The organism is Geitlerinema calcuttense NRMC-F 0142 (assembly GCF_030285425.1).
Genome location: NZ_JASVEJ010000037.1, coordinates 1 through 25,878, shown reverse-complemented (window position 1 = coordinate 25,878; position 25,878 = coordinate 1). Strand labels below are relative to the sequence as shown.

The following is a 25,878-nucleotide window of genomic DNA, read 5'->3' as shown; positions in this document are numbered from 1 at the left end:
TCAGAGAACACTACGCGACTTAACAATTGATCGAGAAGCCTCAGCTTAATTCAAGAAAGTTAATACTTTTGCGCCAATACGGGTTGCTGTTGCAGAGGTTGCTCGGAACTCGGCTGTTGTTGGCATTGACGCGCATAGCGATCGCTAACATAGCGGTTTAGCCGCTTTTCTAGGGGAATCAAAAGTTGTTCCATGCGATGGCTGCGCCATCCAAAGGTTAAAGCTTTAGCTAAAGGCTTCACAATCGTGCGTTTGCGACGGAATCCCAGTTGATCGTACCGCTTTTGGAAATACTTATCTTCGGTGAGGTCCCATTTCTCCCGAAACCGCTTTAAGCTTGCCAGATCCCAAGCATCGCTCCAACGCAGCATAAAGAAACCTAAGTCAGACCATTGTAAAGGCGGGCCGGGAACGTAGGTGACAACCACTTCTCGCTCGCAATAAACCTTACCCCCGGCGCGAGTCACCATCATCGAGAAATCGAGGTGTTCGCGCGTGCTGAACAGTCCTTCATCAAGCGGGCCCGTTTTTTCAAAAATATCTGTCCGAACTAACATGCAGTGAAACTCCGCATAGTCGCATTGCGTGCGCTGGAGTTTGTCGCGCATCTGCTCAACCGTCCGGTTAGCAAAGTGACTTTTTTGGTAGATGGAGCGCCGAATTCCCGTTTCAACGGGTTCTTCCTTAATGTAAGTGCGGCCTCCTGGATTGTGAATCATCTCATGCAGAGGCGTACCAATACAGGTTAACGGCCCCACAATTGCAGCATCGGTTTCTTCAGCGCAATTCACGAGTCTTGTTAACCAGCCTGGGGTGACGACAACATCGTTGTCAATAAACACGAGATATTTGGTTTTGACTTCGCGCAGACCCATATTTCTCGACTGGTTAGGAGAGAGATAGCGATCGAAACGGATGAGTTGAAAGTCTTTTTCGCGGGATTGTTCTTCTAAGTAGCGTTGAATGTGGCGAGGCGAACCCCCGTCAACATACACGAGCTTAAAGGGGAGATCGGTATGCTCATATATACTCTCTAGGGATTCGCGGGTATAGCTAAAACGCTCCCGTGGAACAACAACAATCGTGACTTGGGGTGCGATTGTAGGTGTATTTACCATGATTGAATTCTCTTAGAGTTTGGCAACACCTTACCGCGATTTCCGTAAGATTACGGTTCAAATAGAGAAGCTTCATGAATTCTTTAAAAAATGAAGTCTAAAAGTAGGAATTTCCGGACATTAGATGAATTTTGGGTTTAGAAATTAGAAGGTCAATTCATAATTTTGATAATCTATCTTGAGGTAGATTAATATTAGAATTTTTTCGCTAACCTACCTCAATTCAATCGAGAGAAACTTAATGGCGATCGCCTTAATTTTGTCCCGGCAGGCAATTGGCGAGATTGCGATTCGTACCCGCCGGGCCATTCGTCACCCAGCCAATCCGCGCTTCCCCAGCAACGCTTGTATATTTAACGCGAATCCAGGTATTGCCCTCAAAGGTTTGAGTTTCTGGGGGAGTCCGCGTCAGGCGTACCGTTGCGGCTCTGGCAGGGCCATCTGGAGAACCTAAGTAAGTTTGCATCCCCGATCCTGGCGTATTATAAGCAATCAAGCCTCGATCTAAAGCGCTAAACGCTTGACCATCCCGCGTAGAATCCCGCAAGCGACGGCAATAGATAGGATTGGTATCAATATCTGGGGGTAAGGTTGCATCGGTGACAGGCGTTTCTGTACCGCAGTTGGTGGTTAAAGTCGCAGCGCGTACCCAACCCACATCAGGCGATTTAATCTGAGCAATTCCAGGCGCAACCAATCCCGTCAGCGTTATCACCGTATTCGGTTGAATCGTACCAGAAGCACGAGTTAGAGCAGCATCCTCATACAGAGTCAGTCCGGTGGAACCGCTTCCCCGACAGGTATTGATAAAACCAACTTGCTCGGTAATTGCACCAGGGGTGGCTTGAGCAATGGGAAAAGCCGAAGCCACAGGTAACGAAAAAGCACTTGCAAGCATGAAACAGAGCGTCGTACAGCCAAGGGTGGACTGCCAGTGAATTTGAGCCATTGCTGAATTGAAATTCCTATAGTTTTTCGCTTTAACTCCTAGATTAATAGAAGTGGGGAGTTCGCGGAATTGCGCGTTGTTGCAACAACAACACCCACACCCAAGCCAAAAGGAAACTCACAAGCAGCAACCGTCCGTAACTTCTCCAGTTAAGTTGCAACCAAGACTTAAGATTCATCGCCGATTTTGCGAAACAACAGTTAACCAATCTGCGCCAATGCGGAGGGTTAAATCCGAATCGATATCCCCAGTTGAAGTTGCCTCAATGCGTCCAATCCCTAATACGCTTTGCAGGTGTTGCGCGCTTTTAAGGTCGCCTTTTTGGACAATGATTTGGGTTTGATGCAGGCGGGGTAAATTGCGATTTGCATAGGAATCGCGCACAAAGTATAAATCCTGATAGCCTTGTTCCTCTAAATAGGTGGCTAACTGTTCGCTGGCGGCCGGAGAACCCGTCGCATTGTCAATGGCAATCTTTAACCCACTCAAGTCTCGTTGACCTGTAGGATTTTTCGGATCGCCCCATTGGGTGGTCATCCAGTGGCGCTGAAAATAGTCGCGTAAGATGCGATCGCGATCGGCAGCTTCCACCAGCCAATAACTAGTTGGGTACTCCAGGCGATCGCTATAACGACCCGGTAACATCACCATCTTAAACCCCTCCGGCGGCGTCTTGAGTCCAAACGACATCAACGCCAGCAACTCATCGGAACTCAGATTCGTATCCACATACTTTTGCATTACCTGCAAAATTTTGGGCAAGCGCGGTAACACCGTCGGATTGCTAAATCGATGGCGCAGCGCCTTAATCAGCAGTTGTTGGCGTTGCACCCGGCCAATATCCCCAAACTCATCGGAACGAAACCGGACAAACTCCTCAGCCTGCTGTCCGTTCAGTGTTTGCCATCCGGGAGACAAATTAATAGTCAGATTTTGCGTATAGTCCACATAGGACATCGGACGCTCGACAAACACCTCTACCCCATCCACCAAATCCACCAACTCGCGAAACGCCCCCGTACTAATCCGGATATAGCGCTCAATTGGCAATTGGTTAAACGTCTGACTCATCACTTGCAGCGATAACTCAGCACCCCCTAGCGCATTCACCTGGCTCATTTTCACCCAACCCAATTCCGGCACCAGCGCTTGCGTATCGCGGGGAATTGAGAGGATATTCACCGAATCACTATTCGGATCGAGGCGCAACAGCAAAATGGTATCGCTGCGACCCGAAAATGGGTCTTTTGCGATCGCAGAAGGCGCAAGTTCTCCATCAATCCCCAAAATCAAGAGATTCACCGGACGAGTGAGGCGAAACTGAAAGCGAGACTGCCAAAACTCAAATAGCAACCCCTGGGGTTGCTGCGGAAAACTCAGATAAACAGGCGGTTCCGGTGCTAACACAGCAACCATTGCCCCCAACGTTGCCGAAACGGTCGTGGTAATCGTCAGAATGCAACTCCAAAACAACCAAGGCGGGGTTGTGAGTCGGATGGGGGATGGACGAGCAGCAAAAGACGATCTAGAGTGCGATGGGCGCATTCCCCCGCGTTGCAAGGCAATTTTCCTAGACGGTTTAGGCTGACGATTTGTAATTCTGGCCACTCTGGTATTGACTCGCTACGCGCAACTCAACGCCCATTTTAAGGAAGAGTCGGGAAATTCGCGCCCTTCACGGACAGAAATCTTGTCGGATAGACTGCGGCAAGCGTACCTTGGTGACTAATGGTTTCACAGTGAATAACACCCCTATGACTCAATCCCTCGTCCCCGTAATTCTGGCTGGTGGTAAAGGAGAACGCTTTTGGCCGGTGAGTCGCAAGCATCGCCCCAAGCAGTTTCTCTGTCTGGATGGCAGCGGTCAGAGTTTATTGCAAAATACGGCAAATCGCCTGTTACAGCTTTGTGACAGTTGGGAAAATTTGTGGGTTTGTACGTCTTTACAACTGGCCGATGGGGTAGAAGAACAACTTCCCCAACTTCCGGAGGCGAACCTGTTGGCAGAACCCGAAGGTCGCGATACGGCCCCGGCCTTGGCTTGGGCTACCTTAGAAGTCTGCAAGCGCTACGGGGAAGATGCAGTCATCGGCTTTTTTCCGGCGGATCATTGGATTGGCAACGAACCCGCCTATCGCCAAACAATTGAGGCGGCCGTGCAACAGGCGATCGCGCAACCTGCTATTGTCACCCTAGGAATTAAGCCCAACTATCCCTCGACAGGTTACGGCTACATCGAACAAGGCGAACAAACGGGTACCTTTAACGACCTGCCTGTCTACCGCGTCAACTGCTTTCGCGAAAAACCCGATACGGCAACTGCCCAAAGCTTCATCGACCAAGGTAACTTTAGCTGGAATAGCGGCATGTTTATTTTTCGGGCGGGAGTGGTTCTCAAAGAATTGCAAACCCACGCGCCCGAAATTCTCGAACCCCTGCAAGCCAAAGGCGTAGCCGCGTATTCTGAATTACCCAAAATTTCCATTGATTACGCTTTGATGGAGAAAACCCAACTGGCTTACGTGCTACCTGCCGATTTTGGTTGGGATGACTTGGGAGACTGGAATGCCATGTCTCGCTTATTGCAAGGCGACCAACCCAATGTCGAACTCGCCAATCATGTTTGTTTAGATAGCACCAATGCGATTCTCTACAACACGGCAGAAGATGAAGTTATCGTTACAATCGGTTTAGAGGATATTGTCGTTGTGCGCGATCGCAATGTCACCCTCATCGTTAAAAAAGACCGCACCCAAGACATCAAAAAAGTTCTGGGTCAAATCAAAGATAACCCGCAATACCACCACCTCCTCTAAGCTGCCCACACTCCCACCTCTAACCCCTTAATTATGCTATCCCTTACCAAAACGAGTTCTCGGCAAAGAGAGATCCTAGAAGTAGTCTTCCGCAACGGCTGGGACTACATGAGAGGCCTACTCACGGGGGGTAAAGCAAGCAAACCCCAATTACCCTCACCGGAAGTCCTGCGAAACATCCTCATTGAGTTGGGGCCCGTCTATGTCAAGTTAGGACAACTCCTCAGTACCCGTCCTGACTTACTTCCAGGACGCTATATTGACGCCCTTTCTACCCTGCAAGCGCAAGTTCCTGCCGTCGCTTGGCCAGAAATCGAGGTTCTAATTCGCCAGCAGTTAAACGGCCCTTTAGAAGAAATCTTCGCAGAACTCAACCCCCAACCCGTCGCCGCCGGTTCCATCGCCCAAACCCACAAGGCGACCCTCACCGATGGTCGTAAAGTCGCCATTAAAGTTCAGCGACCGGGTATCGATTTGGTGATTGCCCAGGATATTGCTTTAATTAAGGGATTAGCAGAACTCGTTTCAATCAGCGATTTTGGGTCTGATTTTGACCTCGTGGCTTTAGCCGATGAATTTAGCAAAGCCTTACTCGCAGAACTAGACTTTACCCAAGAAGCCAGCTTTGCAGACCAACTCCGCCGCAACCTCTCTACTAGCCGTTGGTTTGACCCCAAACAAGTTGTCGTTCCTCAAATCTACTGGAACCTAACCAACAAGAAACTCCTGGTGATGGAGTGGCTAGACGGCGTACCCATCCTCTCTTCGAGTCTATCGGCCTCCCAGTATTTGGCAGGTTCGAGAACCAATGGCACAGCCGATGCAGCCGTTGTCGCCGAACAGCGTCGCGCCGTCACCACCCTGCTATTCCGCGCTTTCTTCCAACAAATCTACATTGATGGCTTCTTCCATGCCGACCCACATCCCGGTAATTTGTTCTATCTCGATGATGGTCGCGTCGCCTTATTAGATTGTGGCATGATTGGGCGTTTAGACCCGCGCACCCAGCAAATTCTCACCGAGATGTTATTGGCAATTGTCGATATTGATTCTCAGCGCTGCGCCCAATTAACCTTACAACTGGCCGAGTCTAGCCCGCGCGTTAATCTCGCCCGTTTAGAAAGCGACTATGACCGAATGCTGCGGAAATATTACAACCTCAGCCTCTCGGAAATTAAGTTTAGCGAAGTCATTTATGAAGTCTTAGATGTTTCGCGCAACAATAAAGTAATTTTACCGGGTAGCATGGGCTTATATGCCAAAGCGCTAGCCAATTTAGAAGGGGTAGCGCGGACATTTGACCCAGAAATTAATCTCTTAGATCAGATTAAACCGCTGATTACCGACTTATTCCGGCGACAGCTTTTAGGGGATGACCCCTTACAAACGCTACTCAGAACCGCTTTAGATGTGAAGAGTTTATCGTTGCAATCTCCCCGCCAATTAGAGTTATTGCTGGATAGGATGACCTCGGAGACCATGCACTGGAATCTGACGCTGCGAGATTTAGACCCGTTACGTCGTAGTTTAGATGATTCCGCCAATCGTCTCTCGTTTAGTATTGTCGTCGGTTCTCTAATTATGGGGGCGGCAATTATTTCCGCAAAAGCCCAAACCGCCCAATTACTCGTACCCAGCAATGCCTTATTTGCGGCTGCCAGTTTCTTAGGACTCTGGCTAATTGTCAGTATTTTACGTTCGGGAAGATTGCGATCTTAAGGAGTATTGTAGAGTGTTATCTAGGTTGGTAACGCTTTACGTTCGGAGTCAACAATGATTGAGCCAGAATTATTTGATGCGATCGAATTGCTGGTAGATTTTTAGTTTTAGGGAGCGATCGCCTCCGCTCTATTTTTATACACAGACTGCTGCTCTTGTCAACTGCTTTAGACCTTCTCCCCGTTCGGTGCAGGTACGCGAGTTAGGCTACCGTTGGGGTTCATGCGGACACAAGGGAGATTTGTATTTTCACGCTCCGTGTGGCGATGCTGCCGCGAGTGATGATAGAGTATTTGGTTATTCACAAGCTGCTGCATCTGATTAAACCGCATCATACTACTGCGTTTTGGGATAGGGTGGAGCGGATTGTGAGCGATCGGTGCAACCGTCAGCAAAGGTTAGCTGAGAATGGAGTAAGTGATAACCTGTAAGTATGGGTAAGAAGTAGGAGCGATCGCATTTATCAACGCTTGCGAGAGAACCTCAAAAGCTTTAAGCGGTAGGTGAAAATCTAAAGGCAGTGCTTGATAAGATGTCTAGAAGAGCACTGTGCGGAGTCAAAAGGACATTAAGTAGCAGTGACTTAGGATAAACTAGACGCATGAGGAAACTAGAGAGTATTCATTTCCATCGGTTTCGAGGAATCCGAGATTTACGTTTAGAGCATCTCGGTCAGGTTAACTTGTTGGTTGGAACAAATAACTCTGGTAAGACAAGCGTACTAGAAGCTTTATCCATATATTGTCACCCTCTTGACCTTCGAGAATGGTTTAGGATAGCTCGTCAAAGAGAACAGGAGAGTAGATTCAGCCAAACTTCAATTCTTGACTCAATCCGATGGTTGTTTCCCAAGGCGCATTCTCATGAAAAAAAAGAAAATGAGCTAGAAACAGGGACACTTTTGATTAGTAGTGATGGTTTGTTTCCTGTTAAAAAGCTACAAGCAAAATATGAAGTAATTGAAGGCTTACGGATTTCCGAGAGAAAACGAATAAACAAGCTTGGTCGGAGTAAAGAGAATGAAACACTAGAAGAAGTTGAGGATGAAACACTAGAAGAAGTTGAGGATGAAACGCCAGAGATTCGCAAAGGAATTGATTTGCATATAGAGATTTACGCGGACTCTGAGCAATTAAGCTTGTTGGATACTATTCCTACTTTTGCTGAGGATTTTCAATTATGGGAGGATGATTCGATTGTTAAACTACCTGGCTCTGGTCGATTTAATTTAGAAACTTCCATTGTTACTCCATCTTCACATAGATCAGAGATTAGCCAGTTACGACTTTTATCTAAAGCAAGCTTCCAGAACTTCAAACCTGATGTAATAAATTTATTACGACAAGTTGATTCTGGGATAATTGATATAGAAATCCTTCAGTCTCCAGATTCTATATCTTATCGTTTTAATGCTTACATTCACCATAAAAAATTTGGGCGTGCTCCGCTTAGCATATTTGGTGATGGAGTTCGTCGCTTACTTCATATTGCATTAAAGCTTGCTAGCGTTCCAGGGGGAATCCTTCTGATTGATGAATTAGAAGTTACAATACATACTGAAGCACTTCAAGACTCTTATAAGTGGCTTATTCGATGGTGCAAGGAATTAGATATTCAACTATTTGCAACTACCCATAGTCTTGAAGCTGTTGATTCTTTATTAGAAGTAACGGAGTCTGAATTAGATTTAGTGCTTCATCGTTTAGAACCCAAAGAAGACTATACACGGGTTGTTAGGCATGATTGGAATAGGTTGAAGCTTCTTAGAGAAGAGCTAGGTCAGGAGGTTCGATGGTAGAGCGGCGATATGCCTTGATCGGCGTTGAGGGGAACCACGACCAAGCATTTCTATGTAGAGTTCTTAATAAATTACTTGGCTTTAAAATTTTTAATGGTAAAGAGTCTGACCTAGATGCTTTTTGGCGCAAGTTTGTACCTAAATATCCTGCCAGAGGTGGAATGTTGTACAAGAGACTTGATATGCCATCTGTTTTACATAAGGAAGAGGTGTCCGTGGCTATATATGCTGGAGAGGGAAGTAATCTTATTCAAAACTTAGTCGCAAAGCTTTCAGATATTGATTATTCTGCGCTTTTGGCTTTTGGAATAGTGGCAGATGCTGACAAGGATAGCCCTGATAGGGTCGGAGATACCTATTGTGCGGGTTTTAGAGAATTGTTTCCAAATTTTCCTAATAAACCTGGAGTGATTATAGAAAGTTCGCCACGCTTAGGTTTATATGTTCTCCCGGACAATTCTAATCAAGGTGTACTCGACACTTTAATCTGTAAGTGTGGAGAAGTTGTATATCCTGAGTTTATGAGAAGAGCGAGAGCGTATATTGATCAGTTCTCCCAAGAGGAAATTCAAAAAATAGGCTGGAAACCCTTTGATAAGGAGAAAGCTATTGTTGCTACAGTAGCAAGTGTCCTTAAGCCTGGAGGGACTAATACGTCAACAATCTCTCAAAATAATTGGATTTGTTCCGATACTATTGCAACGGTTCCAGAACTCAATAGCATAGTTTCTTTCCTAGAAAACCTATTAATGGTTGATCCAGCTAACTCATCAACACCATAATTTTAATCGCATCACTTGCTACACCTGAATCTGCTGCTGTAATTGCTGAATGCGACGCACCTCGAACGATGAAGAGATGCGATCGCACTTAGCCATAAGGACTAGCAACGCTCCCCGCTTCGCTTTATTCTGGGAAAGAACCCAAAATAACGATTCGGGCATTATGGTAGGAACCTCACAACCCTCATTGCGAGAACAGCAACACCCCCTGATCCGCCAGTTAGCGGATATGCTAGAACGGGTGTGGCAAAAGCATCTTGACCTTTCTCCTTACGAGTTACCCAGCGAACTGGGGTATGTGGAAGGGCGCTTAGAAGGCGAAAAGCTGATTATTGAAAACAAGTGCTTTCAAACGCCGCAGTTTCGCAAAATTCACCTGGAATTGGCTAGGGTGGGGACGATGTTAGATATTTTGCACTGCGTCATGTTTCCCCGTCCAGAGTACGCTATTCCCCTGTTTGGTTGCGACTTGGTGGGGGGACGCGGACAAATTAGCGCCGCGATCGCAGATTTGTCTCCCACAGGACGCGATCGCGCTTTACCCTTAAACTATCAACAAGCCTTAAGCGCTTTACCCAACCCGGAATTTTCCCAAGTTCGCGAGTTACCCCCTTGGGGCGATATCTTCTCGGAGTATTGTCTGTTTATCCGTCCGGCTGACCCCACAGAAGATGCCCGGTTTCTGCAACGGGTAGAATCATTTGTGGACATTCATTGCCAAAACGCGATCGCGCAGCCTCCCAGTTCTGAGGAACAAACCTTAGAATCGCTAGCGGGTCAGCGTCGCTATTGCTTGCAACAACAACAAAATGATAAAACTCGACGGGTTTTAGAAAAAGCCTTTGGGCCAGAATGGGCTGACAATTATATGACGACGGTTTTGTTTGACGCAATTTAAAGCATGATTGAGCATATTGTTTTGTTTAAGTGGCAGCCAGACACCTCCCCAGAAGCGATCGCCACAATTATGCAAGCCCTCAAAAGCTTGCAGGATAAGATTCCCGGAATTGTAGACCTAAGCTGTGGGGAAAACTTTTGCGAACGGTCTAAAGGCTTTACACATGGCTTAGTGGTTCGGTTTGTCGATCGAACCGCCTTAGAAAATTACGGCCCCCATCCCGAACATCAGGCGATCGTGCAAGCGTTGATTAAGCCCGTTTTGCTGGATATTTTAGCGCTAGATTTCGCAATTGAGTGCTGAGTCCTGAGTGGGGAAAGAAGGGAATTGGGAGATGGGGGTGAGGGGTTAAGAAAGAACGATATCTTCTGGATGTGCTTTAGCGGGATGCCACTTGAGTCAGCGCCGTTCGCCGGAAACTGTGTGTGAATACTCCAAACAAGGATGTTATCGCAACATTCAACCTGTAAAACTATGAATCGCCGCCCCATTCGCTTTCATCATGCAAAATCAACAGCCACCCATTTTATTCGACCCAAAGGCCGCTGCTTCCTACGACCAGCAAACCGATCTTTTGGCGGGGCGCGAGGCACTATTCTCGTTAATGTGCCTGATTCTCTCAGAGCTTCCGGCTGATGCACGGATTCTGTGCGTTGGTGCAGGAACCGGAACGGAAATGATCGTTCTGGCACAAGCCTTTCCGCAATGGCAGTTCACCGCTGTCGAGCCGGCACCGGCGATGCTGGATATTTGTCGTCAAAAAGCCGAACAAAGCGGTATCGCCCCACGTTGCACGTTCCACGAAGGTTATCTCGATTCACTGCCCGCATCTGACCTGTTCGATGCGGCGACTTGCCTATTGGTCTCTCAGTTCTTAAAGCAAGCCGAAGAGCGTAGCCACTTTTTCGGACAAATCGCGCAACGCCTTCACCCTGGTGGAGTTTTGATCAATGCCGATTTGGTTCTGGGTCTGTCGCCTCCGGTTTATCAGAGCTTGATTGAAGTTTGGCTGCGAATGCGAGGCTCTGGCTGGAGTGAGGAAGACATCGAAAAGATGCGTGCTGGTTGGAATCTACACATCGCGGCTTTAACACCATCTGAAGTCGAAGCAATAATCACAGCGGGTGGCTTCGATACTCCGGTATTGTTTTTCCAAACCCTGTTCATTCACGCTTGGTTTTCAACGCGAACAGCACCGGGTTAAAATTCCCCAAAAAGCCGCCGAACAAGGGGTGGGAGTAGCAGTCGAACTTTCAATTTACGCTAAGGGCTAATTCCTGCGATCGCGAGAAAACCTTTACTCACTTGAAGATCGGGAATATAGGCGGTCACGACATAACAAATCTCGGTTTCTTCATCCTTTGAAAGAACAACAGGGATTGATCGGGGAGAAGATGGTTAACCCATGATTGTTGCTGTTGAACGCTGGAATCAAATTACAGGGGGTTAAGATGACAGACGCGAAAAAACTGACATCCTACGAACAACTGAGTGAATTAGCGCAATCTGCGATCGCCCATGCCCTTTGCTAATATCAACCCTGGAGGGGCAATCGGATCGAGAATTCAGTTCCCTGATTGACCTCAGATTGCACTTCAATGCTGCCACCATGTCTTTCCACTACAATCTGGCGGGCGATCGCTAATCCTAATCCCGTTCCTTTACCGACCGCCTTAGTCGTAAATAAATGGTCAAATATTTTTTCTTTGACTTCTGCACTCATACCTTTGCCATTATCAGCAATTGATATTTTGACGGATTGGCGATCTATGATTGATGTCGTGATTGTGATGCGATTAGAATTAGTTTGAATCTCTGCAAAACTCTTCCCAATATTTATCTCTTCTAACGCATCAATAGCATTAGCAAGAACATTCATAAATACTTGATTTAATTGTCCAGGAAAACAATTCACTAAAGGTAAACTACCATAGTTAGTAATTACTTCAATGGCTGGACGATGTTCGTTAGCTTTGAGGCGATGCTTGAGAATTAAAATTGTACTGTCAATGCCTTCATGAATATTAAACTGGACTTTGTAATCTTTGTCAGCACGGGAAAATATCCGCAGGCTAGTGCTAATATTTTTCAATCTGTCGCACGCCATAACCATTGCATCAATTGTTTTCGGTAAGTCTGCTAACAGATACTCTAAATCAACTTCTTCAGCATGGTCTTGAATTTGCTCGCCAGGTTTTTCAAGAGCTGCTTGATAGAGCTTGAGATGTTCAGTCAGGTCAGCTAAATTGGGTTTAGTTTGTTGCAGAGTAGCAGAGATAAAGCCCAATGGATTATTCATTTCATGGGCAATGCCAGCGACTAAATTACCCAACGCAGACATTTTTTCACTTTGAACTATATGCAATTGGGCATTTTGTAAATTAGTGAGTGCTTGTTCTAACTTTTGAGCATATTCCTGAGCAGACTCATAAAGTCGAGCATTTTCTAGAGAAATAGCAGCTTGAGCGCAAATTAAATTCAGTATTTCGACGCGATCGCTCGTGAATGCCCCCCTGATTAAACTATTTTCCAGATATAAAATGCCCATCAACTTGCGCTGATGTAAAATTGGACTACACAAGATACTTTGAGGCTGTTGACGCACAATATACGGGTCATTGGCTAATATCGGATCTGCTGTGGCATCCATCAACACAACAGTTTGATGACTGTGCTTGACTTTGTAAATGAGTTTGTGGGGTATATTTTGACTCTCTTCAACCCGAATGTTCTGCAACACAACGGGCTGTGTTTTCTGGGTAATTGAGCCTTTAATGAGCAAGTGACTGTCTCGCCACAACATTAATACACATTTATCAGCTCCAGCATTTTCAATAATAATTTTCAGTAACGATGAAAGCAGTTTTTCAAATTCAATTTCGCTTGAAATAGTGTGGAAAGCTTTGAGAACCGCTGTTAAATCTAGAGTATCTGAGACACTGCTACTAGAAGTAGCTTCAGTAGTAGAGTTGGCAGTCACCAAGGGGATGATAGTTTCGTTAATGGAGAGAGTCGAACGAGTGGGCTGTAAGATGAGAGTCAGGAGTTGGGGATAGCATTTTTCTAACTCGATAATTTTGGCTTTTGCACCCCATTTTTCGTAACAATAGTAGGCTTCTTGTATATAGCCTGCGGCAAATTTCTGTTTGCCCCATTCAAGACAGAATTTGCCTGCAAGTTCGCTTGCTAAAGCTTTTTCTTGAAGGTAGCCATTGATTTCAGCCCCAGTAATCGCGCTATCAAATAGTTCAATAGCTTCTGTTTTCTGTCCTGATAAAACGCTTAGAAGGGCATTCACGAGATCGTACTTATGAGCAAAGTTTTCAGGACAACTTGCTGCCCATAGACTCAGTTGCGCTTGGTTTGATTTAACTTTTTGGATGTAACTATTGTCTAAACCTAGAGCATGAACCCGGCAGTATTCAGCTAGAGCAATCGATTGATAAAAGTTGATGGCTGCAACCTGATATTTTCCCGTAATTGTACCCACGAGGTCTTCAGCCCCTTGAGCCGATTTCAATGCCTCTTCATAGCGCCCGTAAAAACACAAAATCTTGGTTTTTAGGAGCAAATAGTGGCAAATTGCATAATCACTGTTGTTGTTCTTGCATACTTCAAGGTGCTGCTGCTCAGTCGGGATATTCTCAGCACCACTAGCTGTAAGTTCGGCAAGCGCCATGTTTAATCCAGACAGCACATCTACAGGCAACTGATAGTTAAGTTTCTTGGCACAAAATTCTAAATATTCAGGAAGATTTTGCTGAATTTCTAATAGGCTTTCTCCTGCATAAAATGGATTGAGCAGCTTGTACATCAAAAGATTACCAGAGAAAACCATCTCCCCAGACTGTAGCCCAGCCACTAATCCTCGGTCGAAAATAGGCAGCGAGCAACGCAAGGGACGCACCCAGGAAAGCAAATTATTTCCCAGCATATAGCAAGCTTTACATAGATTCTCTGCTTGCTTAAATCGTTTGGCTAAACTTTCTGCCAGAACTCCAAATTCATAGCCAGATTGATAGTTATGATAATATCCGAGATACATTCCGTAGGCTGAAAATCCGTTTCCTGATTCAGCTACTACGCCAAAATTGAGAGATACTGAAACCATTGATAAGGCGACGACAAAGTATAGCTCTCCCTTTTGAAGAACATAAACGGGTACAATTAAATTATTCAAGATTTTGATAATCAGACGTTTTTCAGGATCGGTGGCCTCTGGTTCATCAACTAGCTGCTCTATTGGGCGATCGCCTAATTTCAATTCAATCTCACGTTGGTAAGATTCAAGTTTCTCTGGTAAGTCTATTTCTGATAAATCAAAATTCAAGCAAGATAAGGCTTTTTGTCCATACTCAAGGGCTTGGAGATACTGACCTTGTAATGTGAACATCAAAATCGCAAGGTTAAACGCTTCAGCCCTTTCAACTTGTTGTCTGGCAAAGCTAGAAATTGTTTCAATTATGACGAGAGAAGATTGAAAATCTCCAGACAAATATTTAACTTCTGCGAGATTAAAATAAACATCTAAGGTCTTCTCATAACATTGCTGCCAACTATTGTCAGGTAACAAGCTTTTAGCGACTGTAAAATAGTTAACAGCAACTCCGTAGGCAGTAGATTCTTTAGCCCTTCTCCCGGCAATCGAGTTTAGTTGTAACAGTTCTGAACGTTCTTCTTGGCTTTGATGCAGTACAAAGCCCTCATTTAAGTGATTGACGATCGCAAAAATTTTGCTCCCTTGTTCTTCTGGCAAAACATTAGCCAACAGAAGTTTACCAATTTGGTAGTGGGTTGCTTGTCTCAAAGTCTCAGGAATCAGAGAGTAAGCAGCTTGCTGGACTCGGTCGTGAAGAAACAGATAACTAACAGTAATGTTATCAACCGCCTCTACATCATGTCCCTTTCCTTGGAAAAACTTGTAGGTGGAGTTTTCGGGAATCACTAACCCGTCTTGCAGCGATCGCCATAAGTCTGCTGCTACACTCTCTGGAGTAGCTTCACAGACTACTGCCAATGTTTCTAAATCAAATCGATTGCCAATGCAAGCCGCTAGCTTTAATACTTGCTGTGTTGCCTCTGGTAGCCTCTGCAATCGTCGGATCGTAAATTCCACAACATCATCCGTCAGCGCTAACTGTCTCACCTGGGTTAAATCGCACTGCCAATAGCCGGAGGAAGGATTGAAGATAATACATTCTTCCTCGTACAGTCCATACAAAAACTGAATGGTGAAAAATGGATTTCCCTGAGTTTTTTGACAGATTAAGTGCGAAAGTGGCGCAGCGATATTATTGGAACATTGCAATGTATCGGCAACTAAGCAGGTAATATCTGATTCATTCAAAGCAGCTAACATGATGGTATTGAGATTGACACCTTGTTGTCTAATCTCATTCAGGGTTAGCATCAGCGGATGGGCTGGAAAAACTTCATTATCCCGATAAGCTCCGAGGACAAGGAGATAGCCTGTTTCTGACTCGCTCATCAACAATTTCAAAAGATTCAAAGAAGCAGAATCAGCCCACTGTAAATCATCGAGAAAGATTGCTAAGGGATGTTCTTTTTTCGTAAATATCTGAATAAATTTGCCAAACAACAGATTAAATCGATTCTGAGACGCACTACCCACCAGCTCAATTACCGGGGGTTGAGGGCCAATGATGTATTCGAGTTCGGGAATGACTTCAATTAGAACTTGTCCGTTTTCACCAACAGTAGCCAGGATTTCCTCCTTCCAGCGAGCGAGTTCTATATCCGATGCGCTGAGAATTTGTCCCATCAAGCTGCGAAAAGCTTGGACAAAGGCTGAAAACGGAATATTGCGATTGAACTGATCGTACTTCCCTTTGATGAAATAGCCGTTCTGTCGGGTGATGGGTTTGTGGACTTCATTCACTACCGCAGTTTTGCCAATCCCAGAGAAACCAGCCACCAGCAACAGTTCAGAAGCACCGTTGGCAACTCGTCCAAATGCCTCCAGCAGCGTTTCGACTTCCTGTTCTCGCCCATAGAGCTTTTCGGAAATGAGAAAGCGATCGGACACATCGCGTTGTCCTAACTCAAACCTGGTGGATTTGTCACCAGATTGCCCTGCTTGCTGGCATTGCATCAGGTCATACTTCAGTCCTAATGCGCTCTGGTAACGGTTTTCTGCATTTTTTGCCATCAGCTTACAGATGATTTCGCCCAACATCAACGGCAACTCAGGGTTGACATCGCAGGCTGAGGGCGGCTGTTTAGCTAGATGACAGTGTACTAACTCCATTGGATCGCGAGACTGAAACGGCAGTTGCCCGGTCAGCAGTTCAAAAAACGTCACACCTAACGAATAGAAATCACTGCGATAGTCAATACCCCGGTTCATCCGTCCAGTCTGCTCCGGCGACAGGTAACTCAGCGTTCCTTCTAGCACATTGGGACTCTGAATCTCCTGGGTTTCTCTGGGTAACAGCGAGGCGATCGAGAAGTCAATCAGCTTTACCTGTTGCGTTTCAGGATGAATCAGAATGTTGGCAGGTTTGAGGTCTTTGTGAATCACCCGCCGCTGGTGTAACTGGTGCAGAATGTCTGCTAGTTGCAGGGCGATCGCAAAGAATTGTTCTATAGGCAGCGATCGCCCCTGGGTCAGTTGTTGTAGGGAGATGCCGCCAAAGTCTTCCATCACCAGGGCATAGCCATTGCAATACGGCTCCAGGCTCCAGGGTTGGACAATGCCCGGAATATTCAGATTTTTGGTAATGGTATACTGGTTGCGAAACTGCACCAGTTCATTGAAGCTGGGCTGTTCATGTTTCAGTAGCTTGATGATCGCCGGAGTCCGATCCGTCTGACAGACTGCTCGATACACCAGCGTGCGAGAACCCGCGTAGATTTGCTCAGTGATGTCATAGTTAGCCAGACGAATGGATGGGGCGCTCATAGGAAGTGAGATAGTTTGGGGGTCAAACTTAGTATTCCCTGGCTCGGAGAGTCATTTAACAGCGGACAGACGACCTAACTGTGTTAGCGCATTGAACCGTAGTAAATGCCTCGACCATTGGTGCCGATAAACACTAGACCGTATTCTTGCCAACTGGCTTCTAGAGTGTTGGGAATGCGACCGATGGGGCGATCGCGATCGCCTATGCGCGTCCAGGTTTGTCCCTTATCCAAAGACCGGAAAATCCCATCTCCCTGACCTGTCACCCGACCGTAGATATACAATGCAGGCGTATTGCTACCGGGTTTAGGTTTGCCAAAACTGACTAAATGCGCCCGTTCCACCGTCTCAATTTTACGGAATGATTCGCCGCCATTGGTCGAGCGATGCAGACCGCGATCGTCTAACCCCAGCCAGACTTCTCCTTTCTCTCCGGGTATCGTTTTCAAGACGTGCCACATATTTCGCCCATTAATCTCCGAGGCGGAAGCAAAGGTTGCGCCACCGTCGGTACTGCGAAACACCGTATTGTTGTAGTAATAATAGAAGGTCTGACCGTCTGCGCCATCTGCGGCTAGCGACTGAAGCCAATTCCAAGGTCCTCCCGGCCCGTCGGGTAAGCCTTTCACCGTTGTCCAAGTTCTGCCGCTATCGGCTGTCCGAATGGGCTGTTTCCCGCTGGTTGTCACCACAAACAGATTAGGATGGGTGGCAGACATGGCGACTCTTAAAGGCATGGTTTCCGGGGGAAAAGTGGCGAACTTTTGCCAGCTTTTACCACCATCGCGACTAGTCGCCCCAGAATATTCATTGTTCCACTGGTTGCCACCCACCCGCACTAAGTTTGAGGGCTGGTTGTAGGCGTAGGCGAGTCCGTAAGTTCCTTGAAATTCGGGGCCGCTTTTGCCAAACTTGTGACTGGGAAATTGTTCTAAACCGCGATCGTGGACAAACCCATCCACATCTGCAACGCCGCTAACCAGTAAGGGGCCTTGCGGGGGAGAGATCATTGAAAAGACGACGACTTCTTCATGACCTTGAACGTAGTTTGTCCAGTTTACCGTGGCTGCATTAATATTATCGGTGCGCCAAGTTCCGTACCAGTCGGTTAGCCAAACGCGTCCTGGGACTTGCGGATCGAAGGCTAACCCGGCTACCCAGGGATGTTTTAGCATAATGCCATCCCACCAGGAGACGGTGTTATTCAGGTTGCGTTTAATTTCTTTCCAGGTTTTCCCGCCGTCGGTGGTTTGGAAGGTGCGGTTATAGGGTCTTTCGCCAATGCTAGCCAGGATGTTTTGGGGGCGGTTGGGGTTGACGCTGAGGCCGTTAAAGGGGGCGTCGTCGGTTTTGGGGGTAATATCTTCCCAGGTACCGTTGGCGTATTTGCTGACTTTGGGCGATCGCGTGCTGGTAATGTAGAGGGTGCGATCGCTAGCAACTCCCATCTGATTGACGGTTTTTGGACTATTTTCGAGTTTGCGCCAATTTTCGCCAAAGTCGGTGGACTGATAAACGCCATCGCCGTAAGCATTGGCATAGACGACGCCAGCTTGTACCGGATCGAAGACGATACAGAGAATGCCAATATTTCTTTCCGGTTTCCCTGGAAAGTCTTTAATTTGTCGCCAAGACTGACCTGCATTTTGGGATTTCCACAAGCCGTCGCGCCGGGAACCGAATAGAATAATCTGAGCGTTGGTGGGGCTAACGGCGAGGCGTTCTCCCGCCCAGCGTTTATTGTCATTTCCCCCCATTGGTAAGTCTAGATCGAGTTTTGTCCAAGTCTCGCCGCGATCGCTCGATTTAAATAAGCTTCCCGGTTCTTCTCGCCACAGGTGATCGCCTGCTGCAATATACACCAGATTGGGGTTATTCGGGTCTAGGGCGATCGCTTCTCCGCCATAGTAATGTTTTTCATCTAAATTAAAATGATCGGTGAGGGGTATCCAGGTTTCGTTGCGCGGGTTCCAGCGATAAAAGCCGCCCACGTCGGTTTTAATGTAAACCAGGTCTTTTTGTTGGGGGTGGGGATACACGCCTGTCACGTATCCCCCTCCACCAATGGCGACATTTGCCCGTCCTAACAGGATATTGGGGCGAAAGTTTTGCGCTAGGGTAATTTGGGGTGAATCTAAAAGTGAGTGCAAATTCGGAATAGAATAGCCAAGTCTGCTGAAGGCGATCGCGCTGAACGCTAACACCAAGCTAAAGTAAATGGTTTTACCCAAGCGCTGAGATAGCCAGGAACTGGATTTAGGAATGCAGCGAGTTATAATTTTTGCACCGAATATTCCCACCGCTAGGATAATCAGGCTTCCGACAATTCGGAGGGCGATCGCAAATAACTCGACAGGCATGATCGTTAATCCAGCACAACAACTAACTATTTAGTATGAGCGTTCTTCTCGTTCTACTGCCATTAGCAGTAAAAGATACCGACTCAAACGGTTGCTCAAAAACTTAAAGCTTGTCTGGCTAGAGGTTCGATGCCGCGTCTGTTCTCCGTACTCTCTTTAAACTCGTTCTTGCAAGATACGGCGTTTCTGGATAGATCCTACCAGATCGATCGCCAAGTTTTGCAGGGTATGATACAGCGACTTGGGCAGCAGCCAGAGTAAGTAGGAGGCGGATACGGTTAAAAAGGTACGGGGTAACTCTTCAATGGCGATCGCGCTATAGGTTGATAGGGCGCGATGAGAGAATTTTACGGCGGTTGCACCATCTCCTAAAGTAACAGCCCTACGCGCTAAGTGTCTGAGTTGGTAAGCCATTGCTGGCTTTTCCCACTGCGCCATCTGTTCGGCTGCATAGGATCGGACTTTTTCGATCAGGGTTTCCCAGGAGTGCAGTTTTTTTACCAATTGTGCCGAACAGCCTTGAGGGTTCACCCGATATAGAGTTAAGGCTTCTGCTAATCCCTCAATCTGCCAATCGGTTTGAATTGCCATCCGCAACCAGCATTCTACATCTTCTGAGGGGTGGAGTTGGCGATCGTCATCAAAATAAAAGTCTTCGGGGGTGCCATAAAGATTATCTTGAAATCGGATTGCTTCAAACACCTCTTTCCGAATGACTGCTACCGAACCATTGCCAATGGGGGTACGACACAAAAGATCCAGGGGTGTCACATCTTTAAGCTTAGACATCTGATAAATGCCTAATGGGTTGCCCTCTTGGTCAATAAAAGCAGAACGACTAAAACTGACTCCTACTTCTGGAGAGGTATTGAGATGTTCAACATGCTTGGCTAATTTATCGGGAAGCCACAAATCGTCCGCATCTAGTAAGGCGATATATTCTCCAGTTGCTTGGCGAATTCCGGTATTGCGAGCAGCCGCAACTCCCCGATTTTCTTGACGAACGATTGCAATTCTAGGATCGCTAAATTGTTGGCAAATCTCTACACTCCGATCGGGAGAACCATCATCAACAATAATTAGCTCAAAGTTTTCGTAACTCTGGTCGAGAACAGATTGTACCGTAGACGCAATATAATCCTCAGCCTTGTAGACTGGAATAATGACGGATACTTTTTGCATCCTTTTTGTCTCCCTGATTTACACTTAAGAACGCGTCAGTTTTAGCTCCAAATAACTCAACAGGAGACTTGATTACAATGACTTCAACACAAACACAGCAGCATTAACTCAAAAGTCATGATGCTGCCAAAGCGAATAGACTGAAATTCTGGCGATCGCTAAAACTACACTGACGTTAAACCTTGTCCGTAATTGTACAGTAATTTCTTCATAGATGAAGGTCAATTGATGAAGATTTACTGACATTAATTGACGAATCTATCTAAGGTTGTTAATCTAATTGTAACTAGCGAATTTTTCAACAAAAAACCTACTGCTTTAGACTGAGATTTGAAAAATATACGGTTCGCCAACAAGCGTTTTCAACTTTTTGGTTGAGTGCGATCGCGCCTATTTTGGTAATTCCACCCTCTCCCACTCCACCCACTTCCAGAGACGGGATAATTGTAGGCGATCGCCTTCTCTTAACGCTGAAACAATACAGTAGGCTAGAACTGCTAACTTGTTGCATAGCACCCATGACTCAAACCATTTGGATCGCCAGACACGCCAACCGCCTTGATTTTGTTCATCCTGAGTGGTTTGATACTGCCAAACGTCGCTACGATCCGCCATTATCGGAGGATGGGTTACTGCAAGCCGAACAGTTGGCGCAACGCCTGAAAACAGAAAGCATTCAGCATATTTTTGCCTCTCCCTTTTTACGCACCGTGCAAACGGCTCATGCAGTTGCCGAGGCGTTAGACTTACCCCTTAAACTAGAATGGGGTTTGTGCGAATGGCTTAATCCTGATTGGATGAGCGATACTCCTGAAACTGCATCTCCCCAAGAATTAGCACAAAACTACCCGCGTATCGATCTTAGCTATACCTCGCGCTTGCAACCCCAGTATCCTGAAACCGATGAAACTTGTATGCGCCGTGGGGGAGACGTTGCTCAGTTGCTAGCAGCAGAATTTCCCGATAATCTGCTATTGGTGGGACATGGTGCCAGCGTGTTAGGCACAACCTGGGGTTTAGTTCTGGGTAAGCCAGAAGTTAAGGCTTCGCTGTGCTGTTTAGTGAAAGTGGTTTGGCGAAAGGAAGGGTGGGAACTCGAACTCAATGGCGATACCTCCCATTTAGACAAAACCGAGTCAACCCTTCGATTCAATTGATCCTAAGAGGGTTGATTTTAGGTTGCGCCGTTAGATTACAATGGCCAAGCGGCGGTCAGAAATAGAAATAATTCAGTATGACTTTACTGTTAGCTGGCGATATTGGCGGTACGAAAACCTTTTTAAGATTAGTCGAAGCATCCGAGAAGACGGGAGGTTTGCACACCTTAAACCAAGCAGCGTATTCTTCCCAAGAGTTTCCCGATCTAATTCCCATGATCCGGCAGTTTTTAGCCGCATCCGCACAAACTGGGGAACAACCGCAACCGGAAAAGGCGTGTTTGGCGATCGCAGGCCCTATCGTCAAGGATACGGCAAAACTGACGAACCTGCCTTGGTTGCTCGATGCGCGACACTTAGAACAAGAGTTATCTATTCCCCACGTTCGCCTGATTAATGATTTTGCTGCCGTGGGCTATGGCATTTTAGGATTATCAGAGCAGGATATTTGTACTTTACAACCCGGACAACCCGATCCGAATGCCCCCATTGCTGTTATTGGCGCAGGAACGGGTTTAGGGGAAGGCTTTTTAATTCGCTTGTCAGAGGATCGCTATCAAGTGTTTTCCTCAGAAGGCGGTCATGCAGACTTTGCACCGCGCAATGAGTTAGAGTTTGAATTGCTGAAGTATCTGCGCGATCGCAACTCCCTAAGCCACATTTCTGTAGAACGAGTGGTTTCCGGACAAGGCGTCATCGCAATTTACCAATTCTTACGCGATAAACAAATTGCACCAGAATCTCCCGAAATTAGTCAAATCGTGAGAACTTGGGAACAGCAACTCGGACAAGAAAAAACCGTCGATCCCGCCGCCGCCATCTCCATCGCCGCCATAGCCAAGCGCGATCGCCTTTCTGAGCGTACCATGCAACTGTTTATTGAAACCTATGGTGCCGAAGCAGGCAACCTGGCCATTAAACTCTTACCCTACGGCGGACTTTACATTGCGGGTGGTATTGCGGCGAAAAATCTTGATTTAATGAAACAGGGAGAATTTCTCCAGGCTTTCCTAGACAAAGGTCGAGTCAGTCCCCTATTAGAAAAAGTCCCCGTCCATATTATCCTTAATCAACAAGTGGGTTTGATTGGATCGGCGATCTCTTTAACTTCTCAGTAACTTTCACCCTCGCCCGGAACTCAAGTTCCGGGCTAATCGCTCAAGTCCATTAAAATGGACTAAAATCCTTATCCTCTAGGCTATGACTTTAGCTAAAAGCCTGTGGAATGAATTCCCTAGCGGGTAACACAATCGATCCAAGGTGTAAGCAAACCTACCACCTCCCCATCTCCCCATCCTCTACTCTACGATCCGCTTAAAAGTAGCCTGGTTGACAACATCCGAGGGAGCGTAGACGATTTGATAGTTGTCGATAACGATTTTCGCGTTTTCTTGAACTGGGTTGTTTCCGCCAAAAGCCGTTTTAGCAACTTCGGGGTTATCAAAACAGAACCAAGACATGCGTTCGTCACCGACAAACCGGGGAAGTTGTGTGGCTGAGGTTTCATCCACGTAGAAACAGGGAACGCCTGTATCACCTTCAAAATGACTATCATTAGCGACAAACTGACCGCTAACCGTGACTTCGCCGTTAAATTTCGCGGTTCCGGTATACCTTTCTTGGTAGGGCGATACATCGACAGCCGCCAGTTCTAGGCCTAAAATGCGATCGCCTACTTCTACCTGACTGGGATTAAAAACATGGCTTTGCGGGGTGCTAGACTCCGATGATGCAACACAACCCCCAAGCAACGCTAGGCTACTTAAACCAACAACGAATAACCATTTCTTCATGAGTTCACTTCCACTATCTCAAACGAGAGGGTTTTGCACCTGTGACGATTTGCAAGTCTTCACGCTTTTCGCCCCTCTTGCTCCATACTGATAATTTGACGTACTATCCGGCTAAAAGATTCTAGCCTCAACTTTACTAAGTGCTTCTCTGAGTGCTGAGTATAAAGTGCTGAGTGCTGAGTGGGTTCAAGTAGTGCTGAGTGTAAAGTGCTGTTGCTTTAGCACACCAAGTAGCGGTGTGCTGAGTAAGTATCTAGAACAACTCCCAACTCCCTTCTTCCCCCCATCCTCTTCTTCCCCAACCCCCAACTCCCAACTCCCAATTCCCTTCTTCCTCCCACCTCCCCACCCTCTTCTCCCCTATGAACTTAGACAAACTCCTCTACCTGCTACAACTGGCAAGTCCGGCGTTACCCATTGGGGCGTATAGTTATTCTGAGGGATTAGAGATATTGGTCGAACAAGGGGTTATCTGCAATGAAAGCCAGTTGCAGGAGTGGATGGAACAGAGTTTATCCTATGGTTCGGTGCGTTTAGAGGCTGCGATCGCGCTGCGGGCAATTCATGCGACAATTAAGGGCGATCGCCAAGCCTTAAACTACTGGAATGATTGGAGTACGGCGACGAAGGAAACCTCAGAGTTACGTGCAGCGAGTTGGCAGATGGGGCGATCGCTCTCTCGTCTGTTAATGGATATTCAACCCCAAATTGCCGATATTTTCCAGGCCTGCAAGCAGGATTGTAATTATTCTATTGCCTATGGGATTGCGGCGGCTTATTGGGAGATTCCCCCTGATGCTGCTATTGTGGCCTATTTGCAGAGTTGGGCGACGAATTTAATGACGGCGGGTGTTAAATTGATTCCCCTCGGACAAACGACGGGCCAGCAATTGCTGTTAAACTTACATCCAACCCTACTGAGAGTCACCCCAGAAATTCTGATGCTCGCCGATGAGGAGTTGAGTAGCTTTAGCTGGGGGTTAAGCTTGGCAAGTATGGCGCACGAAACCCAGTATACTCGGTTATTTAGAAGCTAGCTTAACAGAGTATGAGTCCCCTTCGAGTTGGTATTGCAGGCCCTGTGGGTTCGGGAAAAACGGCGTTAGTCGATGCGTTGTGTAAGGCGATGCGCGATCGCTATTCGATTGCGGTGGTGACGAATGATATCTATACTCAGGAAGATGCTCAATTTTTAGTGCGATCGCAAGCACTCGATCGCGATCGCATTTTAGGGGTAGAAACGGGAGGCTGTCCCCATACCGCTATCCGCGAGGATGCTTCTATTAATCTTGTCGCTATTGAGCAATTAGAAGACCGTTTCCAAAATTTAGATTTAATGTTTGTAGAAAGCGGCGGCGATAATTTAGCGGCTACTTTTAGTCCGGAATTAGTCGATATCACCATTTACGTGATTGATGTGGCGGCTGGCGATAAAATTCCCCGAAAAGGCGGCCCCGGAATTACGAAATCAGATTTACTGGTTATTAATAAAATCGACCTCGCGCCAATGGTAGGAGCCAGTTTAGACGTAATGGATCGCGATGCTCAAAAAATGCGTAGCGATCGCCCTTTTGTGTTTACCAATCTCAAAACGCAAGAAGGTTTGTCGCAGGTTGTAGATTTCATAATTCGCTATATTTAGATGAGTGAAATTGTGAATCAATCTAGGCGAATTATTGGCTTAACTGGAGGAATTGCTACCGGGAAAACGACTGTAGCAAATTATTTAGCCCAGATCCATCAACTCCCTGTATTTGATGCGGATATCTATGCCAGAGAAGCGGTTGCGCCTGGTTCTCCGGTTTTAGAACGTCTAGTTCAGCACTATAGTCAGGATATTTTAGAAATAGAGGGTAGCTTAAATCGAGCTAAGTTAGCTAATATTATCTTTCACGATTCTAATGAGCGTCAATGGGTCGAAAAACAGATTCACCCCGAAGTGCGATCGCGCTTTATTGAAAATATTGAAAATGCTCCTAAAAATGCCACTCTAGTGTTAGTTATTCCCTTATTATTTGAAGCCCAAATGACCGATTTAGTAACTGAAATTTGGGTTGTTTATTGCAATTTTCAACAACAACTAGAACGTTTAATGCAGCGAAACGCCTTAATCTTAACTGAAGCCAAAGCAAGAATCAACGCTCAAATGTCACTTGAACAAAAGTGCCAAAAAGCCCAAGTTATTTTAGACAATTCAACCACAATCGAAGCTCTATTTCAACAAATTGATTCAGCTTTAGTCGGTTAGAGCTTTGCGAAATTTCATCCACGCGGCGAGCTTTTTTTTAGTCAATAAGGGCGCATTTTTGGGATTTCGAAGATGTTGGGTTTCGTGGCCTCAATCAACCCTACAGCCAACGGTCGAGCTTTTTTCCAACGGCATA

The 25,878-nt window shown here is 46.4% G+C and carries 22 protein-coding genes; 14 read left to right on the top strand and 8 right to left on the bottom strand.

Annotated features, from left to right (window positions below):
• Positions 1–59: 59 nt before the first annotated feature.
• The 3 genes from QQ055_RS09565 to QQ055_RS09555 form a co-directional block, all read right to left on the bottom strand.
• Positions 60–1,118: a glycosyltransferase family 2 protein gene (locus tag QQ055_RS09565; RefSeq protein ID WP_284478543.1), complete on the bottom strand. Its 1,059-nt coding sequence runs from the start codon at positions 1,116–1,118 to the stop codon at positions 60–62.
• Between the two features lie 253 nt (positions 1,119–1,371).
• Positions 1,372–2,067, bottom strand: coding sequence for a hypothetical protein (locus tag QQ055_RS09560; protein ID WP_283362243.1), 696 nt, complete (start codon positions 2,065–2,067; stop codon positions 1,372–1,374).
• A 174-nt stretch (positions 2,068–2,241) separates the two neighbouring features.
• Complete coding sequence (locus QQ055_RS09555; protein WP_286004617.1) at positions 2,242–3,483, bottom strand: LCP family protein; 1,242 nt, start codon at positions 3,481–3,483, stop codon at positions 2,242–2,244.
• A 25-nt stretch (positions 3,484–3,508) separates the two neighbouring features.
• Here QQ055_RS09555 and QQ055_RS09550 point away from each other — a divergent pair, with 25 nt between their 5' ends.
• From QQ055_RS09550 to QQ055_RS09515, 9 genes are all read left to right on the top strand, one after another.
• Positions 3,509–3,655, top strand: a complete 147-nt coding sequence (locus tag QQ055_RS09550; protein WP_286004616.1) for a hypothetical protein — start codon at positions 3,509–3,511, stop codon at positions 3,653–3,655.
• 166 nt (positions 3,656–3,821) lie between these two features.
• Complete coding sequence (locus QQ055_RS09545; RefSeq protein WP_284478541.1) at positions 3,822–4,883, top strand: mannose-1-phosphate guanylyltransferase; 1,062 nt, start codon at positions 3,822–3,824, stop codon at positions 4,881–4,883.
• Positions 4,884–4,916: 33 nt separating this feature from the next.
• On the top strand, positions 4,917–6,602 hold the full coding sequence (locus tag QQ055_RS09540; RefSeq protein WP_284478540.1) for an ABC1 kinase family protein: 1,686 nt from the start codon (positions 4,917–4,919) through the stop codon (positions 6,600–6,602).
• A gap of 266 nt (positions 6,603–6,868) precedes the next feature.
• Positions 6,869–7,033 carry a YgjP-like metallopeptidase domain-containing protein gene (locus tag QQ055_RS10845; RefSeq protein WP_349775341.1) on the top strand — a complete coding sequence of 55 codons (165 nt, stop codon included), beginning with the start codon at positions 6,869–6,871 and terminating at the stop codon, positions 7,031–7,033.
• Between the two features lie 170 nt (positions 7,034–7,203).
• Positions 7,204–8,400 (top strand): AAA family ATPase, encoded by a 1,197-nt coding sequence (locus QQ055_RS09535; RefSeq protein WP_286004615.1) that lies wholly within the window; start codon positions 7,204–7,206, stop codon positions 8,398–8,400.
• Positions 8,394–9,182, top strand: a complete 789-nt coding sequence (locus QQ055_RS09530; protein WP_284478538.1) for a DUF3226 domain-containing protein — start codon at positions 8,394–8,396, stop codon at positions 9,180–9,182. Before QQ055_RS09535 ends, QQ055_RS09530 begins: the two co-directional genes overlap by 7 nt.
• 163 nt (positions 9,183–9,345) lie before the next feature.
• Positions 9,346–10,080: a phycocyanobilin:ferredoxin oxidoreductase gene (locus tag QQ055_RS09525; RefSeq protein ID WP_283362236.1), complete on the top strand. Its 735-nt coding sequence runs from the start codon at positions 9,346–9,348 to the stop codon at positions 10,078–10,080.
• Between the two features lie 3 nt (positions 10,081–10,083).
• A complete protein-coding gene (locus QQ055_RS09520) occupies positions 10,084–10,383 on the top strand; it encodes a Dabb family protein (protein WP_284478537.1) in 300 nt (99 codons plus the stop codon).
• Positions 10,384–10,582: 199 nt separating this feature from the next.
• Positions 10,583–11,284: a class I SAM-dependent methyltransferase gene (locus QQ055_RS09515; protein ID WP_284478536.1), complete on the top strand. Its 702-nt coding sequence runs from the start codon at positions 10,583–10,585 to the stop codon at positions 11,282–11,284.
• A gap of 330 nt (positions 11,285–11,614) precedes the next feature.
• Here the strand turns inward: QQ055_RS09515 and QQ055_RS09510 are convergent, their stop codons facing one another.
• The 4 genes from QQ055_RS09510 to QQ055_RS09495 form a co-directional block, all read right to left on the bottom strand.
• A complete protein-coding gene (locus QQ055_RS09510) occupies positions 11,615–17,002 on the bottom strand; it encodes a trifunctional serine/threonine-protein kinase/ATP-binding protein/sensor histidine kinase (RefSeq protein ID WP_284478535.1) in 5,388 nt (1,795 codons plus the stop codon).
• A gap of 83 nt (positions 17,003–17,085) precedes the next feature.
• Complete coding sequence (locus QQ055_RS09505; RefSeq protein WP_286004614.1) at positions 17,086–19,362, bottom strand: WD40/YVTN/BNR-like repeat-containing protein; 2,277 nt, start codon at positions 19,360–19,362, stop codon at positions 17,086–17,088.
• A gap of 156 nt (positions 19,363–19,518) precedes the next feature.
• Positions 19,519–20,544: a glycosyltransferase family 2 protein gene (locus tag QQ055_RS09500; protein ID WP_284478532.1), complete on the bottom strand. Its 1,026-nt coding sequence runs from the start codon at positions 20,542–20,544 to the stop codon at positions 19,519–19,521.
• A gap of 310 nt (positions 20,545–20,854) precedes the next feature.
• Positions 20,855–21,064, bottom strand: coding sequence for a hypothetical protein (locus QQ055_RS09495; RefSeq protein WP_286004613.1), 210 nt, complete (start codon positions 21,062–21,064; stop codon positions 20,855–20,857).
• On the opposite strand from QQ055_RS09495, the gene QQ055_RS09490 reads away from it, so the two are divergent.
• Together QQ055_RS09490 and QQ055_RS09485 are read left to right on the top strand one after the other, a co-directional pair.
• Positions 21,063–21,701 (top strand): histidine phosphatase family protein, encoded by a 639-nt coding sequence (locus QQ055_RS09490; RefSeq protein WP_284478531.1) that lies wholly within the window; start codon positions 21,063–21,065, stop codon positions 21,699–21,701. The two genes, QQ055_RS09495 and QQ055_RS09490, sit on opposite strands and share 2 nt — an antisense overlap.
• 77 nt (positions 21,702–21,778) lie before the next feature.
• Positions 21,779–22,819: a glucokinase gene (locus QQ055_RS09485; RefSeq protein WP_284478530.1), complete on the top strand. Its 1,041-nt coding sequence runs from the start codon at positions 21,779–21,781 to the stop codon at positions 22,817–22,819.
• A gap of 180 nt (positions 22,820–22,999) precedes the next feature.
• Here QQ055_RS09485 and QQ055_RS09480 read toward each other — a convergent pair whose 3' ends face one another.
• A complete protein-coding gene (locus QQ055_RS09480) occupies positions 23,000–23,494 on the bottom strand; it encodes a hypothetical protein (protein ID WP_284478529.1) in 495 nt (164 codons plus the stop codon).
• Positions 23,495–23,856: 362 nt separating this feature from the next.
• On the opposite strand from QQ055_RS09480, the gene QQ055_RS09475 reads away from it, so the two are divergent.
• From QQ055_RS09475 to coaE, 3 genes are read left to right on the top strand one after another with little or no spacing between them, the layout of a single operon-like run.
• Complete coding sequence (locus QQ055_RS09475) at positions 23,857–24,531, top strand: urease accessory protein UreF (RefSeq protein WP_284478528.1); 675 nt, start codon at positions 23,857–23,859, stop codon at positions 24,529–24,531.
• 11 nt (positions 24,532–24,542) lie between these two features.
• Positions 24,543–25,136 carry an urease accessory protein UreG gene (gene ureG / locus QQ055_RS09470; protein ID WP_284478527.1) on the top strand — a complete coding sequence of 198 codons (594 nt, stop codon included), beginning with the start codon at positions 24,543–24,545 and terminating at the stop codon, positions 25,134–25,136.
• Positions 25,137–25,742, top strand: a complete 606-nt coding sequence (gene coaE / locus QQ055_RS09465; RefSeq protein ID WP_284478526.1) for a dephospho-CoA kinase — start codon at positions 25,137–25,139, stop codon at positions 25,740–25,742.
• Positions 25,743–25,878 lie beyond the last annotated feature (136 nt).

Bases quoted from the DNA above. Each gene is read 5' to 3' on its own strand.
- QQ055_RS09490 (WP_284478531.1), top strand. From the start codon at position 21,063: ATGACTCAAACCATTTGGATCGCCAGACACGCCAACCGCCTTGATTTT.
- QQ055_RS09560 (WP_283362243.1), bottom strand. From the start codon at position 2,067: ATGGCTCAAATTCACTGGCAGTCCACCCTTGGCTGTACGACGCTCTGT.
- QQ055_RS09515 (WP_284478536.1), top strand. From the start codon at position 10,583: ATGCAAAATCAACAGCCACCCATTTTATTCGACCCAAAGGCCGCTGCT.
- ureG (WP_284478527.1), top strand. From the start codon at position 24,543: ATGAGTCCCCTTCGAGTTGGTATTGCAGGCCCTGTGGGTTCGGGAAAA.
- QQ055_RS09545 (WP_284478541.1), top strand. From the start codon at position 3,822: ATGACTCAATCCCTCGTCCCCGTAATTCTGGCTGGTGGTAAAGGAGAA.
- QQ055_RS09480 (WP_284478529.1), bottom strand. From the start codon at position 23,494: ATGAAGAAATGGTTATTCGTTGTTGGTTTAAGTAGCCTAGCGTTGCTT.
- QQ055_RS10845 (WP_349775341.1), top strand. From the start codon at position 6,869: ATGCTGCCGCGAGTGATGATAGAGTATTTGGTTATTCACAAGCTGCTG.
- QQ055_RS09525 (WP_283362236.1), top strand. From the start codon at position 9,346: ATGGTAGGAACCTCACAACCCTCATTGCGAGAACAGCAACACCCCCTG.
- QQ055_RS09505 (WP_286004614.1), bottom strand. From the start codon at position 19,362: ATGCCTGTCGAGTTATTTGCGATCGCCCTCCGAATTGTCGGAAGCCTG.
- QQ055_RS09555 (WP_286004617.1), bottom strand. From the start codon at position 3,483: ATGGTTGCTGTGTTAGCACCGGAACCGCCTGTTTATCTGAGTTTTCCG.
- QQ055_RS09495 (WP_286004613.1), bottom strand. From the start codon at position 21,064: ATGGGTGCTATGCAACAAGTTAGCAGTTCTAGCCTACTGTATTGTTTC.
- QQ055_RS09500 (WP_284478532.1), bottom strand. From the start codon at position 20,544: ATGCAAAAAGTATCCGTCATTATTCCAGTCTACAAGGCTGAGGATTAT.
- QQ055_RS09540 (WP_284478540.1), top strand. From the start codon at position 4,917: ATGCTATCCCTTACCAAAACGAGTTCTCGGCAAAGAGAGATCCTAGAA.
- QQ055_RS09485 (WP_284478530.1), top strand. From the start codon at position 21,779: ATGACTTTACTGTTAGCTGGCGATATTGGCGGTACGAAAACCTTTTTA.
- coaE (WP_284478526.1), top strand. From the start codon at position 25,137: ATGAGTGAAATTGTGAATCAATCTAGGCGAATTATTGGCTTAACTGGA.
- QQ055_RS09475 (WP_284478528.1), top strand. From the start codon at position 23,857: ATGAACTTAGACAAACTCCTCTACCTGCTACAACTGGCAAGTCCGGCG.
- QQ055_RS09535 (WP_286004615.1), top strand. From the start codon at position 7,204: ATGAGGAAACTAGAGAGTATTCATTTCCATCGGTTTCGAGGAATCCGA.
- QQ055_RS09520 (WP_284478537.1), top strand. From the start codon at position 10,084: ATGATTGAGCATATTGTTTTGTTTAAGTGGCAGCCAGACACCTCCCCA.
- QQ055_RS09565 (WP_284478543.1), bottom strand. From the start codon at position 1,118: ATGGTAAATACACCTACAATCGCACCCCAAGTCACGATTGTTGTTGTT.
- QQ055_RS09510 (WP_284478535.1), bottom strand. From the start codon at position 17,002: ATGAGCGCCCCATCCATTCGTCTGGCTAACTATGACATCACTGAGCAA.
- QQ055_RS09530 (WP_284478538.1), top strand. From the start codon at position 8,394: ATGGTAGAGCGGCGATATGCCTTGATCGGCGTTGAGGGGAACCACGAC.